The 14,103-nt window shown below is 68.4% G+C and carries 15 protein-coding genes; 5 read left to right on the top strand and 10 right to left on the bottom strand.

The window, feature by feature from the left end; genetic code table 11:
• Positions 1–28: 28 nt before the first annotated feature.
• From ACYVI5_RS10980 to ACYVI5_RS10935, 10 genes are all read right to left on the bottom strand, one after another.
• Positions 29–1,018 (bottom strand): ABC transporter permease, encoded by a 990-nt coding sequence (locus ACYVI5_RS10980; RefSeq protein ID WP_460580202.1) that lies wholly within the window; start codon positions 1,016–1,018, stop codon positions 29–31.
• Positions 1,008–1,739 carry an ABC transporter ATP-binding protein gene (locus ACYVI5_RS10975; RefSeq protein ID WP_460535997.1) on the bottom strand — a complete coding sequence of 244 codons (732 nt, stop codon included), beginning with the start codon at positions 1,737–1,739 and terminating at the stop codon, positions 1,008–1,010. Before ACYVI5_RS10975 ends, ACYVI5_RS10980 begins: the two co-directional genes overlap by 11 nt.
• Positions 1,740–1,810: 71 nt before the next feature.
• Positions 1,811–2,896 (bottom strand): ABC transporter substrate-binding protein, encoded by a 1,086-nt coding sequence (locus ACYVI5_RS10970; protein WP_460580201.1) that lies wholly within the window; start codon positions 2,894–2,896, stop codon positions 1,811–1,813.
• A gap of 43 nt (positions 2,897–2,939) precedes the next feature.
• Positions 2,940–4,283, bottom strand: coding sequence for a sulfate adenylyltransferase subunit 1 (locus tag ACYVI5_RS10965; RefSeq protein WP_460580200.1), 1,344 nt, complete (start codon positions 4,281–4,283; stop codon positions 2,940–2,942).
• Positions 4,284–4,312: 29 nt separating this feature from the next.
• Positions 4,313–5,293: a sulfate adenylyltransferase subunit CysD gene (gene cysD, locus ACYVI5_RS10960; protein ID WP_460580199.1), complete on the bottom strand. Its 981-nt coding sequence runs from the start codon at positions 5,291–5,293 to the stop codon at positions 4,313–4,315.
• Positions 5,290–6,021: an adenylyl/phosphoadenylyl-sulfate reductase gene (locus ACYVI5_RS10955; RefSeq protein ID WP_460580198.1), complete on the bottom strand. Its 732-nt coding sequence runs from the start codon at positions 6,019–6,021 to the stop codon at positions 5,290–5,292. Before ACYVI5_RS10955 ends, cysD begins: the two co-directional genes overlap by 4 nt.
• Positions 6,018–7,724, bottom strand: a complete 1,707-nt coding sequence (locus tag ACYVI5_RS10950) for a nitrite/sulfite reductase (RefSeq protein WP_460580197.1) — start codon at positions 7,722–7,724, stop codon at positions 6,018–6,020. Before ACYVI5_RS10950 ends, ACYVI5_RS10955 begins: the two co-directional genes overlap by 4 nt.
• Before the next feature lie 205 nt (positions 7,725–7,929).
• The gene (locus tag ACYVI5_RS10945; RefSeq protein ID WP_460580196.1) at positions 7,930–8,622 is read right to left on the bottom strand and encodes a sirohydrochlorin chelatase; all 693 of its coding nucleotides are present in this window, start codon (positions 8,620–8,622) and stop codon (positions 7,930–7,932) included.
• A 6-nt stretch (positions 8,623–8,628) separates the two neighbouring features.
• Complete coding sequence (locus ACYVI5_RS10940) at positions 8,629–9,156, bottom strand: universal stress protein (protein WP_460580195.1); 528 nt, start codon at positions 9,154–9,156, stop codon at positions 8,629–8,631.
• A gap of 61 nt (positions 9,157–9,217) precedes the next feature.
• The gene (locus tag ACYVI5_RS10935) at positions 9,218–10,261 is read right to left on the bottom strand and encodes a DNA topoisomerase IB (protein WP_460580194.1); all 1,044 of its coding nucleotides are present in this window, start codon (positions 10,259–10,261) and stop codon (positions 9,218–9,220) included.
• 194 nt (positions 10,262–10,455) lie between these two features.
• Here ACYVI5_RS10935 and prpB point away from each other — a divergent pair, with 194 nt between their 5' ends.
• From prpB to ACYVI5_RS10910, 5 genes are all read left to right on the top strand, one after another.
• A complete protein-coding gene (gene prpB, locus ACYVI5_RS10930; RefSeq protein WP_460580193.1) occupies positions 10,456–11,349 on the top strand; it encodes an isocitrate lyase/PEP mutase family protein in 894 nt (297 codons plus the stop codon).
• A gap of 201 nt (positions 11,350–11,550) precedes the next feature.
• On the top strand, positions 11,551–12,321 hold the full coding sequence (locus ACYVI5_RS10925) for a CoA transferase subunit A (protein WP_460580192.1): 771 nt from the start codon (positions 11,551–11,553) through the stop codon (positions 12,319–12,321).
• 2 nt (positions 12,322–12,323) lie between these two features.
• Positions 12,324–12,959, top strand: a complete 636-nt coding sequence (locus ACYVI5_RS10920; protein ID WP_460580191.1) for a CoA transferase subunit B — start codon at positions 12,324–12,326, stop codon at positions 12,957–12,959.
• 100 nt (positions 12,960–13,059) lie between these two features.
• Positions 13,060–13,329 carry a hypothetical protein gene (locus ACYVI5_RS10915; protein WP_460580190.1) on the top strand — a complete coding sequence of 90 codons (270 nt, stop codon included), beginning with the start codon at positions 13,060–13,062 and terminating at the stop codon, positions 13,327–13,329.
• A gap of 97 nt (positions 13,330–13,426) precedes the next feature.
• Positions 13,427–14,095: a response regulator transcription factor gene (locus ACYVI5_RS10910; RefSeq protein WP_460580189.1), complete on the top strand. Its 669-nt coding sequence runs from the start codon at positions 13,427–13,429 to the stop codon at positions 14,093–14,095.
• Positions 14,096–14,103: the final 8 nt, after the last annotated feature.

Below are 14,103 nucleotides of genomic sequence, written 5' to 3'. Positions count from 1 at the left end.
GTGACCACGGCGGATGCGGCGGACTCGCTCACCGCTCACCACCGCGCGCAAGGCCGCGGGAGCGAGCGAGCCTGCGTTCGATCGGGGCGAAAACGAGCAGTTCGACGACGATGCCGATCGCGAGGATCGACAGGATCGCGACGAAGACCCCCGAGATGTCGGCGAGCTGCCTGCTCTGGTCGAGCAGGGTGCCGAGCCCGAAACCCATGGTGCCGCCGGTCGTGATGATCTCGGCCGCCATGAGCGAGCGCCAGCTGAACGCCCAGCCCTGTTTGAGCCCGCCGAGATACCCGGGCAAGGCGGCCGGGAGCACGATCAGCGCGCCCTGCTGCACACGCCCGGCACCGAGCACGGTTCCGACGCGCCGGAACAGCGGCGGCACCTGGTCGACGCCGTTCAGCAGACCGTTCACGATCGACGGGATCGCCCCCATCAGCACGACGAAGTATGCGGTGGCATCCGTGAGTCCGAACCAGAGGATCGCGGCCGGAACCCACGCGACCGACGGAAGCACCTGCAGCCCGGTGATCAGCGGGCCGAACGCACGTCGCAGCACCCGCACCTCGGCCAGCAGCAGCCCGAACGGTGTCGCGACGGCCGCGGCGACGAGAAACCCGATCACACCGCGCTCGAGGCTCGTGAGCACGGCCTCCTGCAGGCGCCCCGCGGACCACAGCTGGCCGAACGAGCCCACCACGTCTCCGGGGCTCGGCACGATGTCCGGACGCGGATGCGCGAGCGTCACGTACAACTGCCACGCGACGACCAGCACGACGAGGAGCGCGACGGGCAGCAGCACGCTGCCCAGCACGCGGCGCCACGAGCGGCCCGACCCCGTGTTCTCCGCTTGCAGGGAGTCGAGCTCGGACTCGAGGGACCGCAGGTCGGAGTCCAGGGGACCGCCGACGGATGACGGTGCATCGGCGTCGTCTCGATACGCGTCCTTCCGGTCGTCGCGCGCGACGGATCCTGAGCTTGCCGGAAGGCGAGCTGTGGTGACCGGGGCGTCAAGCGGCACGGCGGATCTCCGTTCGGAGGTGGTCGGTGATCTCGATCGCCAGGCGCGAGACCTCCGGCGATTCGATGCGGCGGTCGTCGGCTTCGTCGAAGGCGGACCCGACCTGCCACTGCGCCGCGATGCGTCCGGGCCGTGACGACAGCAGCACGACCCGCTCACCGAGGCGCACGGCCTCGCGCACGTTGTGCGTGACGAAGACGATCGTGCGACCCGTTTCCCGCCAGACCCGCACGAGCTCGTCGTGCAGGAGGTCGCGGGTGATGGCATCCAGGGCGGCGAACGGTTCGTCCATCAGGAGCACGTCGCGATCCTGGGCAAGTGCCCTGGCCAGTGCGACGCGTTGCCGCATGCCTCCGGAGAGCTCGTGCGGCCGTCGGTCCGCGGCGTCTGCCAGGTTCACGAGGTCGAGCAGCTCGAGCGCCCGGGGGCGGCGGCGCGATTTGGGCGTGCCCGCGAGCTTCAGAGCGAGTTCGACGTTGCGGGATGCACTCAGCCAGGGAAACAGCGCAGGCTCCTGGAACATCACGGCGGCGCGGCCGCTGGGCACGTCGACGGTGCCCGAGGTAGGGGCTTCCAGGCCCGCGATGATGTTCAAGAGTGTGGACTTGCCGCATCCGGATGCCCCGACCAGACACGCGAACTCACCCTTCGCGATGGAGAGTGAGACATCGTCCAGCACGACGGGCCCGCGGGCGGCATAGCGTTTCGTCAGCGCCCGGATGTCGACGGCGGCAGTCTCCCGGCCGGCCGCGTAGCCGCGAGGCGGCGTGCCGGCACCCGTGGACACGGCGCTCATTGTCGACCCAGCCCTGCCGCGGAGACCGGCGCAGCCCCGCTCTTCTTCAGCGCCGTGTTCACGGTGCGCAGATCGAAGAGGCCGTTCAGCTTCGCGTTCTTCGCCAGCCCCGCGTCGACGGCATGCTTCAGCTGCAGGGGGAAAGTCGAGGCGAGAGGGTCGACGCTGAACGACACGTTCTTCAGCGCACGCGCGACGACGGCGTCGGGGAGTGCGGATCCGCCGTCCGCAGTCAGCCGGGCGTTGATCGCCTTCACCGACTCTGCGGAGTCGTGGTGGTTCAGCCAGGAGATGGCATCCCGCTCGCCGGCGATCAGGGCGGCGACGGTCTGCGGATGCTGTTGCAAGAAGTCGGTGCGCACCACGAGCACCGTCGTGGGGAACGCGCCGCCCTTCCACTGCGTGTGCTCGTCGACGAGAACGTGAGCACCGGCATCCAGAGCCAGGCGGGACGCCCAGGGCTCCGGCAGCCACGCGCCATCCACCTTGCCCTGCTTGAAGAGCTGCAGGGTCTGGGCGTTGTCCGTCGGGGTGATGGTGATGTCGCCGCCGCCGCTGACCGAGGTCTTCAGGCCGTTCTTCGCCAGGTAGGTGCGCAGAGCGACGTCTTGCGTGTTGCCGAGCTGGGGCGTCGCGAGCGTGGTGCCCTTCAGCTGTGACACGTTGTCGATGCCCTTGCGCACGACGAGCGCGGCACCGCCGTTGGTCGCCCCGGCGACCACCCGGAGCGATGCGCCGCCGCTGGCCGTGAACGAGTTGATCGCGGGAGACGGACCGAGGAAGGCGGCATCGATCGCGCCGGCGCTCAGCGCCTCAATGGTGGCAGGGCCGGCATTGAATCGCTCGGTCTTGAGCGCCACGGAGCCGAGCGACTTGCTGAAAATGCCCTCCTGCACGCCGATCAACGCGGGCGCATGGGTGACGTTGTCGAAGTACCCGAGCCTGAGTTGCCTGGCAGCGCTCGTGGTCGCCGCGGCGTCGGCGGCGGGGGAGGAGCATCCGGATGCCATGATCGCCACGCCGGCGCACATCGCCAGCACGCTCAGGAGTCGGAGGATGGGCTTACGGGTGCGTAACGCCATGGTGGTGCTCCTTTCGTGTCGGCGATTCGTTGCGGATGCAGGTTCAGGCGGCGGCGTCGATGACCGTGCCGGCCGCGAGTGTGGCGCCGTCCTGCGGATGGATGACGACGAACGCTCCGGCCCTGCGGTGCTCGGCGTACGGCTGCAGCGGCAGCGCCGACGCCAGGCGCAGGGTCGCCCGTCCGATGTCGTTGATCTCGAGCCGCTCGGCCGGATGCAGCCCGAGCGTGTCGAGGTCGAACCTGCCCTGCAGTTCCCGCACGAGCGCCTGCACGGTCGCGGTGCCGTATTTCACGAGAACGCGCGCTCCGGGCGTGAGCGGACGCGGGTCGAGCCAGAACAGCGACGCCGTGAGGTCGGACGAGGGGAGCGGATGCGTGCCCTCCCCCACGATCACGTGCCCACGCGCCACGTCGAGGTCGTCCGCCAGCCGCAGCGCGAGCGACTGCGTGGCGAACGCGGTCTCTCTCGCCTCGCCGGCACGGTCTATCGCGGTGACGGTGGTCGTTGCGCCGCCGGGGATCACGGTGACGCGGTCGCCCACCCGTACGGAGCCGGATGCGACCTGGCCGGCATACCCGCGATAGTCCCGGTAGTCATCGGCATCCAGTCCAGGCGCGAGAGCACCCTGCGGACGGATGACCGATTGCACCGGAAATCGGAAGGGCGCCGTCGCGGACTCCACCTCGTCGACGACGCTGAGGGTCTCCAGCAGCTCGAGCAGGGCCGGACCCTCGTACCACGGCGTGTTCGCGGACGGCTCGACGACGTTGTCTCCCTCCAGCGCGGACACCGGGATGACCCGTAGGTCGTCGATGCCGAGTTCGGTCGCGACGGCGATCACCTCCGACTCGACTCCCCGGAAGACCGCCTCCTCGTAGCCGACGAGGTCGACCTTGTTGACGGCCACGACGAGGTGCGGAACGCGCAGCAGCCGCACGACCGACAGGTGGCGGCGGGTCTGCTCGAGAACGCCCTTGCGCACGTCGACCAGCACGACGACCGCGTCCGCTGTGGTCGCTCCGGTGACCATGTTGCGGGTGTACTGCACGTGACCGGGGCAGTCGGCGAGGATGAAGCTGCGCCGGTCGGTCGCGAAGTACCGGTAGGCGACGTCGATCGTGATGCCTTGCTCGCGCTCGGCCCGGAGCCCGTCGGTGAGCAGCGCGAAGTCGAGACGATCGCCGCCGCCGAATCCGCGGGCGGCGCTGGCCCGGGTGAGGGCATCCAGCTGGTCGACGAGGATGGCTTTGCTGTCGTGCAGCAGGCGTCCGACGAGGGTGGACTTGCCGTCATCGACGGACCCGGCCGTGGCGAACCGGAACAGCGTGTTATCGGCCCGCGACAGCACAGCTGTCTCGGCGCTGGGGTCGCGGCGAAGGTTCACTGGACCTTCGCTTTCAGCTCCACCGCGCATCAGAAGTACCCGTCCTTCTTGCGATCTTCCATCCCGGCCTCTGAGATGCGGTCGTCGGCTCGGGTGGCACCGCGCTCGGTGATGGTGGATGCCGCCACCTCGCGCACGACGGCGGCGACGTCGGCGGCATCCGACTCAACGGCTCCCGTGCACGACATGTCGCCAACCGTTCGATAGCGCACCGAGCGTCGTTCGACGTGCTCGTCCGGACGGGGCGGGGAGACCGGGCCGACCGCGCGCCACATCCCGTCGCGCCGGTACACGTCGCGTTCGTGCGCGTAGTACAGAGGCGGCAGCTCGATTCCCTCGCGCTGGATGTATCGCCACACGTCGAGCTCTGCCCAGTTGCTGATCGGGAACGCACGCACATGCTGTCCGGGCGTGTGCCGGCCGTTGTAGAGGTTCCAGAGCTCGGGCCGTTGGTTGCGCGGATCCCACTGGCCGAACTCGTCGCGCAGCGAGATGATGCGTTCCTTTGCCCTGGCCTTGTCCTCGTCTCGCCGTCCGCCGCCGAAGACGGCATCGTGCCTTCCTTCGCGGATGGCGTCGAGCAGGGGCAGCGTCTGCAACGGGTTGCGGGTGCCGTCGGGACGCTCGGACAGGCGTCCGTCGTCGATGTAGTCCTGCACGCGCGCGACGTGCAGCCGTAGCCCGAGTCGTTCGACCGTCGCGTCTCGGAACGCGATCACCTCGGGGAAGTTGTGCCCGGTGTCCACGTGCAGCACGGGGAACGGTATGCGCGCTGGCCAGAACGCCTTTGCCGCCAGGTGCAGCATGACGACGGAGTCCTTGCCGCCGGAGAACAGCATCACCGGCCGCTCGAACTCGGCGACGACCTCGCGGATGATGTGGATCGCCTCGTTCTCGAGCGCGTCCAAGGCGGTGCCTGCACTGCCGGAGCCCGTACGCCCGCCGGCCTCGCCGGGCACGGCAACGCGCGTATCGAAACCCGCCGTCGCGGTCAGCGTCGCGTCGCTCATAGATGTATCCCGCATTCCGTCTTGGCGAGCCCGGCCCAGCGACCGGACCGCGGATCCTCTCCGGGCGCCACCTGCCGCGTGCACGGTTCGCACCCGATCGACGGATACCCGTTGCTCAGCAGCAGGTTCAGCGGCACGGCGTGCTCGGCGGCGTAGTCGAGCAGCTCGTCGAAGCTCCACGCGGCAAGCGGGTTCACTTTGACCAGCCCGTGGCGCTCGTCCCACTGGATCAGCGGGGTCCCGGTGCGGGTGGGTGCCTCATCGCGACGCACCCCGGTGAACCACACCTCGTAGCCGGCCAGCGCCTTCTTCAACGGTGCTACCTTGCGCAGGGCGCAGCAGAGGCCAGGATCGCGGGAGAAGAGCTCGGCGCCGTACTCGGCGTCCTGCTGCGCGACGGTCTGTTCGGGCAGCACATCGACCACGGTGACGTCGAGCGACCGAGCCACCTCGTCGCGCGTGATCCTCGTCTCCAGAAAGTGATAGCCCGTGTCGAGAAACAGCACATCGACACCGGGCAGCTGCTGCGAGACGAGGTGCGGCAGCACGGCATCCGCCATGGAGCAGGCGACGGCTGCAGCACGCACGCCGAAGTTCTCCGCGACCCATGCGACGACCTCGGCGGCGGATGGCTCGACATCCGTTCCCGAACCGACGGCTGCGGCACCGGCCTCTGCCAGCTTCCGCAGCTCCTCCGCCGAGCGGGTGCGGGTTCGCGTTTCGCTCATCGCAGCGCCTCCTCGTCTGCGGCATTCGCCCACTCGGCGAACGTCTGGCCGTCGCTGCGGTCGGCGAGGTACCGGCGCACGAGCCGCTCGACGTAGTCGGGCAGATCGGATGCGATGACCTTGAGCCCGCGCACGGTGCGACCGAGCGCTGCCTCTGCCCGCGTGTGCGAGGCGAGACCCCCGCCGAGGTGCACCTGGAACCCCGGATGCTGCACGCCATGCTCGTCGGTGACGATCTGGCCCTTCAGCCCGATGTCGGCAGCCTGGATGCGCGCGCACGAGTTCGGGCATCCGTTCACGTGAAGGCTGATGGCCTCCGGCAGCTCGACGTCGGCGAGCCGTCGCTCGAGCTCCGCGATCGTGTCGCGCGCCGTGTCCTTCGTGTCGACGATGGCGAGCTTGCAGTACTCCAGCCCGGTGCACGCCATGGTGCTGCGGCGGAACGGACTCGGTCTGCTGGAGAGGCCGAGGGCGTCCAGGTCAGCGACCATGGAGGGAACGAGCTCCTCGGCGATGTCGAGAACGAGCACCTTCTGGAATGCGGTGAACCGCAGGCGCTCGGACCCGTGCCGCTCGACGGCGTCCGCCAGCTGGATGAGCTCCGTGCCAGAGGTACGGCCGACCGTGGTCGCTGCGCCGATGTAGTAACGGCCATCCTTCTGCTTGTGCACGCCGACGTGGTCGCCTGGGCCGGTCGCCCGCCGCGGGGCGGGGCCGTCGGGCAACGAGTAACCGAGGTATTCGGTCTCCAGAACGTGCCGGAACCGTTCAGGTCCCCAGTCGGCGAGCAGGAACTTCAGCCTGGCCTTGTTGCGCAACCGGCGGTATCCGTAGTCCCGGAAGATGCCGGTGACACCCTCCCACACCTCCGGCACCCGCTCCTCGGAGACGAACGCTCCGAGTCGCTCGGCGAATCTCGGAGTCGCAGCGAGCGCCCCGCCGACCCAGAGGTCGAAGCCGGGGCCGAGCTCGGGATGCACGACGCCGACGAACGACACGTCGTTGATCTCGTGGGCGACGTCGAGACTCGGATGCCCGGTGATCGCGGTCTTGTACTTGCGCGGCAGGTTCGAGTACCTGGGGTCTCCGATGTACCGTTCGCTCAGCACGCGGAGCGCGGCGGTCGGGTCGATGATCTCGTCCGCCGCGATACCGGCCACCGGGCTGCCGAGCATGGTGCGCGGCACGTCACCGCACGCCTCGGTGGTGCGCATGCCGACTTCCTCGAGCCGGCGCCAGATCTCGGGCACGTTCTCGATCTCGACCCAGTGCAGCTGCACGTTCTGCCGGTCGCTGATGTCGGCTGTGTTGCGGGCGAAATCGCGGGAGAGCTCGCCGATCGTCCGCACCTGCATGGTGTTCAGCACACCCCCGTCGGTGCGGATGCGCATCATGAAGTAGCGGTCTTCGAGCTCTTCAGGCTCGAGCGTCGCGGTCTTGCCGCCGTCGATGCCCTGCCGGCGCTGTGTGTAGAGGCCCCACCACCGGAACCTGCCGTGCAGGTCGGTCGACTCGATGCTGTCGAAGCCGTTCTTCGCGTAGATGGTCTCGATGCGCTCGCGCACGTTGAGTCCGTCGTCGTCGCGTTTGAGCACTTCGGTCGGGTTCAGCGGTTCGGCGCCGTCGACCTTCCACTGCCCGTTCGGGGTGCCCGCTCGCGGCGGGCGCACCCGCCGTGCCGGTCGTGATTCCACTGACGTCATGCTCACCTCGCTGGAGTCGGTCCGGCGACGGTTGCGCAGTGCTGCTGCGCTTGGAATGACGGTGCTGTATGTCCGGACCGGCGTTCACGCTACGTGCGCCCGTCTGGATGCGCGACCGCCGCCGCAACAGCGGTACACGGAGCGTCATAGTTCGTGACGTGCTTGCGCTGGGGAGGCGTTGCTCATATGAGCGCCTGCCGATGCGTCAGACGAGTGCGGCGGCCCGATCCAGCACGATACCGACCAGCTCCTGAGGCGTCGAATGCGGTGTGAGCAGAGGCTCGGACACGAGGTCCGCTCCCGCCTGATGCGTGAGATCCGCGAAGTACCCCGGTGCCAGGAGATAGGTTGCGATCGCGACGGGCGCCCCTGGATTCCGACGCCGCGCTGACGAGATGGCCTCGGCAAGTGGCGGCTGGGCCGCGGAGATGAACCCGGCCTCGACCGGAATGCCGAGTTCATCGGCGAGCATGCCGGCTGTGCGCCGGCAGTCCGCGACGGCTCGTTCATCGCTGGAGCCTGCAGCGCCGAGCACCACGGATGTGCCGGGTGCATATCCCGCTTCGCGAAGACGCCGGGCCAGCACTGCGACCAGCCGGTCATCCGGGCCGAGCGCGGCAGCGACCGTCGCCGGAAGCGGCGCCCGCTCCGCACTCTCCGCGAGGTCGACGTACACGTGATACCCGGCGGAGAGCAGCAACGGTACGATGACGGCTCGCTCGGCATTGTCCGCGATACCGGCGAGCGCGGTGTCGACATCCGGTTGCTCAACGTCCACGTGGCATCCGATCACCGGAATGTCGAGCGAGGTGGCAACGCGCTCCACGAGCATCCGTACCGCCGTGCGTCCGGCAATGGAGGAGGTGCCGTGCGATGCGGCGAGGACGGCGGTGTGCACCGGTGGCTATACCTCCCAGGGAAGCGGTTCGTCGTGGGCGACGGGGTCGAGCGGGATGACGATCACCGGGTGGTGCTGTCGGTGGGCGAGGTGAACGGCTACGGATCCGTTGAAGAACTCGTGCGCCGTCGTTCGCAGGCCGCGCTTGCGTGTGCCGACGACGATGGCCAAGGCGTTCACCTCGTGCGCAAGCCTAGCCAGTTCGTGGGCAGGGTCTCCGGCCAGTGCACGAAAGCTCCATCGGATGCCCGAGCGCTCCAGCATCGGCGTGACGTGTTCGGTCAGACGCGGATCGACGACTTCCGTGACGGAGTCGGCGGAGTCCGGATCGATCGGGAAGGCGGACACCGTCCCGTCTGCGTTGCGTCGGGTCGTGTACCTGGTCGTGTCGACGTTCGCCAGAACGAGTTCGGCGCCCATCATCCGGGCGAAGCGGATGGCCTCGATCAGCACGGCGTCGGAGGTCACGTTGCCCGATTCACCGGCCATGACGCCCACGACCAGCACGTGTTCTCGTGCAGCAGGTTCGGACATCGTCGACCGCCTCTCCTACGTTTCAGGATGCGCTGCCGGGCACATGCAGGCAACAGCATCCTCACCCCAGCAGAGTGCACAGTGCAGCCTCGGGTGCCCCTTTGAGCGACAGCAGCTCGCCGGCGCGATACCGATCGAGCACACGCGGGTCGATGTAGCTGGCCCGGGCGACAGCAGGTGTGTTGCCGAGCGCCTCGGCTGCGGCGTTGACGGCAGCGCGGGCGGCCGAGTCCCGTTCGCGCTTGGTGCGTTGCGGACCGATCTCGGCCAGCGCCGAGGCCGCCACGATCGTGCCCCGAAGAGTGCGGAAGTCCTTGGCTGTGGCATCCACTCCCGTTCGAAGCCGGATGTAGCCGTTGACCTCGCCGGTGGTGAGCGCGTGCCAGGCGGAGGTGCGCCACGCGATCGCCCGACCGGTGGGGCGGCGGGTGCCGATCACCTCGCCGAGGAAGCGCGCCAGTTCGGCGTCCGCGACCCGCGACTCGAACCGCTGGCCGCTCTTGGCGGGGAAGTGGAGCGTGAGCTCGTCGCCGTCGACCACCACGTCGCGGCACTGCAGCGTGGTGAGGCCACGGCTGCCGTAGCGTCGCAGATACTCCTCGCTGCCGATGCGCAGCGAGACACGGTCGATGACCCTGAACGCGGCCGCCAGTGCACGCTCGTGAGTGAACCCGTCTCGCTTCAGGTCACGGGTGACGCCGCGTCGCGCGGCTGGGAGCGCACGGGCCAGCAGAAGCGCGCGGTCGAACTTGGCGGCATCCCGTTGCTTGCGCCAGTCCTCGTGATAGAGGTATTGCCGCCGCCCCGCGTCGTCGGTGCCCACCGCTTGGATGTGCCCGCGTTCGTCCGCGCTGATCCAGACCTCCTGCCACGCGGGCGGGATCGCGAGCGCGAGGATCCGATCCAGCTGGTGCCGATCGGTGAGGTGCCGTCCTCGGGCATCCACGAACCTGGGCGGATCAGCGTTCACGCGATGGATGCCCGGTCCGTTCGGATCGCTGCGCTTCAGCCGTGCCCGCCGCACAACGGCGGCCGTGTCGGTGACGGATGCGATGGCGGATGTCCTTTCGTCGCCCGTGTCGAGTGCCCTGCTCTCCGCCGTCATGCGGGCGATGCTAGCCAGCCCGGGATCGCGTGTGCGAGACGTTGACAGCGCGCGCTGTTACGTTCGAGGGAGCGCATCGCCGGGAGCTTCACGTCGAAAGATCCGCCGCCGTGGAGCATCCGGGCAGCAGAAGCGCACAGCGCTCGGCGCAACCACCGCAGCGCGACGCACGTATCACGCGAAAGGCCGCATCGATGCTGTACTCAGCCAAGAGCCCCGCCGACAAGCGAGCCGACCTGCGAGCCGCGCTCGCCGCCGGCGGTCTCCTGCGGTTCCCGGGCGCCTTCAACCCGCTCAGCGCACGACTGATCGAGCGCAAGGGCTTCGACGGGGTCTACATCTCCGGCGCCGTTCTCTCCGCCGATCTCGGCCTTCCGGACATCGGCCTCACGACTCTCACCGAGGTCGCCGGGCGGGCGCGTCAGATCGCTCGCATGACGGATCTGCCGGCCCTCGTCGACGCGGACACCGGTTTCGGCGAGCCGATGAACGTCGCACGCACCGTGCAGGAGCTGGAGGATGCCGGACTCGCCGGGCTGCACATCGAAGACCAGGTGAATCCCAAGCGGTGCGGCCATCTCGACGGCAAGCAGGTGGTCGACGAGCAGACTGCGCTGCAGCGGATCCGTGCGGCGGTGGATGCGCGTCGCGACTCGAACTTCCTGGTGATGGCGCGCACGGACATCCGTGCTGTCGATGGCCTCGAGGCTGCAATCGACCGGGCGAAGGCGCTTGAAGATGCCGGTGCGGACGCGATCTTCCCCGAAGCGATGACGACTTTGGAGGAGTTCTCTGCGGTGCGAGCCGCTGTCGACGTGCCGCTGCTGGCGAACATGACGGAGTTCGGCAAGAGCGAGCTGTTCACCGTGCAGCAGCTCGCCGATGTGGGCTTGAACATCGTGATCTGGCCGGTGTCACTCCTGCGTCTGGCGATGGGCGCCGCGATGAGCGGCCTCGACGAGCTGGTCGACAACGGCTCTCTGACGGGCAAGCTCGGCGACATGCAGCACCGTTCCGAGCTCTACGATCTCATCGATTACGAGGGCTACAACAGATTCGACTCGTCGATCTTCGACTTCAAGCTCTGAGCTTCGGCCGCTGAACCGCTGCCGGTCGTGCCATGGTGGAAGTGAGCGCCTGCGGCCCGCCACCACGCGGATCGCGGGCACGCGTGAATCCGCGGGCTCGACGCATCCTCATAAGGGACCGCGCGACCCCCGAGCAGGCAAGGAGGCCGGCATGTACAACCATCGGACGTTCTCGAATCGAGCTGCGGGGGTGACCGCGCCGTGATCGACAAGGTGGTGGGTTCAGCGGCTGAGGCGGTCGCCGACATCCCGAGCGGTGCCAGCGTGGCCGTCGGTGGATTCGGCCTGTGCGGTATTCCGATGGTGCTGATCGGCGCTCTTCTGGAGGCGGGTGTCGACGAGCTGAGCGTCGTCTCGAACAACTGCGGCGTGGACGACTGGGGTCTCGGCGTACTGCTCGCCGCGCACCGCATCCGCAAGATGACGTCGTCGTATGTGGGCGAGAACAAGGAGTTCGAGCGGCAGTTCCTCTCCGGTGAGCTGGAGTTGGAGTTGACGCCGCAGGGCACGCTGGCGGAGAAGTTGCGCGCCGGTGGCAGCGGCATCGCCGCATTCTTCACGCAGACCGGTGTGGGGACGCAGGTCGCCGAGGGCGGCCTTCCGCGCCGGTACAACGCGGATGGCAGTGTGGCGGTGGCGTCTCCGGCGAAGCCGGTGCAGTCCTTCACCGTGGACGGGGTGGAGAAGGACTTCGTGCTGGAGGAGGCGATCAGCACCGACTTCTCGCTGGTGCATGCCAGGGTGGCGGATCGGCACGGGAATCTGGTGTTCCACGAGTCCGCCCGCAACTTCTCCCCGCTGGCGGCCATGGCCGGCCGGGTGTGTGTCGCGCAGGTGGAGCAGGTGGTGGATGCCGGTGCGATCGATCCCGATGCGGTGCACCTGCCTGGGATCTACGTCGACCGGGTCGTGGTGGTCGGTCCGGATGTCGAGAAGCGCGTTGAGCGACGCACGGTGCGGAAGGAGGCCTGAGCATGGGCCTTAGCAGGGAGCAGATGGCCGCCCGTGCGGCACTGGAGCTGCCGGATGGCGCGTACGTGAACCTGGGGATCGGGCTGCCCACCCTGGTGCCGAACTACGTGCCAGACGGCGTGACGGTGGTGCTGCAGTCCGAGAACGGCATCCTCGGCGTCGGACCGTATCCCACGGAGGAGAACGTGGACCCGGATCTGATCAACGCCGGCAAGGAGACGGTGACGTTGAACCCGGGCGCGGCGTTCTTCGACTCGGGTCTGAGCTTCGGGATGATCCGTGGCGGCAAGATCGACGCCGCGATCCTGGGCGCGATGCAGGTGTCCGTCACGGGCGATCTGGCGAACTGGATGATCCCGGGGAAGATGGTCAAGGGCCCGGGCGGTGCGATGGACCTGGTGCACGGTGCCCGCAAGGTGATCGTGCTGATGGAGCACGTGGCGAAGGACGGCTCCCCGAAGATCGTCGACCAGTGCACGCTGCCGTTGACCGGCAAGGGCGTGGTGGACCGGATCATCACCGACCTCGCCGTGATCGACGTCACCGAGGCCGGGCTCGTGCTCAGGGAACTCGCCCCCGACGTCACCGTCGAGCAGGTCACTGCCGCTACCGAACCACCGCTGCAGATCGCGGTGTGACGGACCGAGTACATCGAAGAGGTGCAGTTCCGCGCAACCCCTTGATGCCGCTTGGTGTTCGCGAGAGCCTTGCGCCGACCGCAAAGGGGAAGGACGCGGCATGCGCGACGAGAGGAACATCGAGCGGCAGACCTCGTACAGCCCGTCGAGCGAGCGCGAGACGGAGGTGCGGCAGCACGAGTCGCCGAAGGGCGACGAGGCGCTGAACGACCCGGACATCGACAAGGCCGCCGTGAAGGCGGGCCCTGGCGAGGGCGGTCCCGACGACGCGGGCGACGTGGAGGCGCCGCCCGACGAGGTCGGCGACATCGACGACGTGATGCGCAGAGGGGAACGCGGGCTGCACGAGGAAGGCGACGAGGGCGCTTGACCGACACGCCTCAGACAGGCATCCACCTGCCTCGGAATGCGGTAGGAGGCAGCCGCGCGGCGTGCGCTGCCCCGACGCGGTGTGGTGTGCTTCTGACATGTCCCACGATCCGCGCCCTGGCATCCTGTACGTCGAGGACGACCGCGAGATCGCGGGCATGGTCATCGAGGTGCTTTCCGAGACCTACGACGTCGACCACGTCACCGACGGCGAGACGGCGCTACGCCACGCACTGCTGGAGAACTATGACGCGCTGATCGTCGATCGGAGGCTCCCCGGGTCCGATGGCATCGAACTCGTGCGGGCGGTGCGCAAGGCGCAGATCACCACTCCGATCCTGCTGCTGACCGCCCTGGATGCCGCCCGGGATCGCGTCGAGGGGCTGGATGCCGGAGCCAACGACTACCTCGTCAAACCGTTCGACTTCGACGAACTCCTGGCACGGCTGCGAGCGCTCCGCCGCGGATTCCGAGCGGAGGGACAACGACGCTACGTGGCGGACTGGCTGTACGTGCCCGACTCGCAGGCGATGTACTCGCATGGCGGCTCGCGCGTCGCGTTGACCACCACCGAGAACGCCCTGCTGAAGCTGCTCACCGACAGTCCGGAGCACGTGTTCACCCGTGAGGAGATCCTCGCGTCCGTCTTTCCGGGCGGCGAGAGTCCCGGTTCCGTCGACACGTACGTGCACTTCATCAGGCGCAAGACGGCAAGAGAGGTCATCGAGACCGTTCGCGCGCGCGGATACCGGGCGGGTTCGATATGAGCGATGAT

Source organism: Humibacter ginsengisoli, assembly GCF_054780095.1.
This window is presented reverse-complemented; position numbering and strand designations above follow the sequence as displayed.

Excerpts from the sequence above, each read along its gene's own strand:
- ACYVI5_RS10950 (WP_460580197.1), bottom strand. The coding sequence starts at position 7,724 with ATGACGTCAGTGGAATCACGACCGGCACGGCGGGTGCGCCCGCCGCGA.
- prpB (WP_460580193.1), top strand. The coding sequence starts at position 10,456 with ATGCTGTACTCAGCCAAGAGCCCCGCCGACAAGCGAGCCGACCTGCGA.
- ACYVI5_RS10920 (WP_460580191.1), top strand. The coding sequence starts at position 12,324 with ATGGGCCTTAGCAGGGAGCAGATGGCCGCCCGTGCGGCACTGGAGCTG.
- ACYVI5_RS10910 (WP_460580189.1), top strand. The coding sequence starts at position 13,427 with ATGTCCCACGATCCGCGCCCTGGCATCCTGTACGTCGAGGACGACCGC.
- ACYVI5_RS10915 (WP_460580190.1), top strand. The coding sequence starts at position 13,060 with ATGCGCGACGAGAGGAACATCGAGCGGCAGACCTCGTACAGCCCGTCG.
- ACYVI5_RS10935 (WP_460580194.1), bottom strand. The coding sequence starts at position 10,261 with ATGACGGCGGAGAGCAGGGCACTCGACACGGGCGACGAAAGGACATCC.
- ACYVI5_RS10970 (WP_460580201.1), bottom strand. The coding sequence starts at position 2,896 with ATGGCGTTACGCACCCGTAAGCCCATCCTCCGACTCCTGAGCGTGCTG.
- ACYVI5_RS10955 (WP_460580198.1), bottom strand. The coding sequence starts at position 6,021 with ATGAGCGAAACGCGAACCCGCACCCGCTCGGCGGAGGAGCTGCGGAAG.
- ACYVI5_RS10940 (WP_460580195.1), bottom strand. The coding sequence starts at position 9,156 with ATGTCCGAACCTGCTGCACGAGAACACGTGCTGGTCGTGGGCGTCATG.
- cysD (WP_460580199.1), bottom strand. The coding sequence starts at position 5,293 with ATGAGCGACGCGACGCTGACCGCGACGGCGGGTTTCGATACGCGCGTT.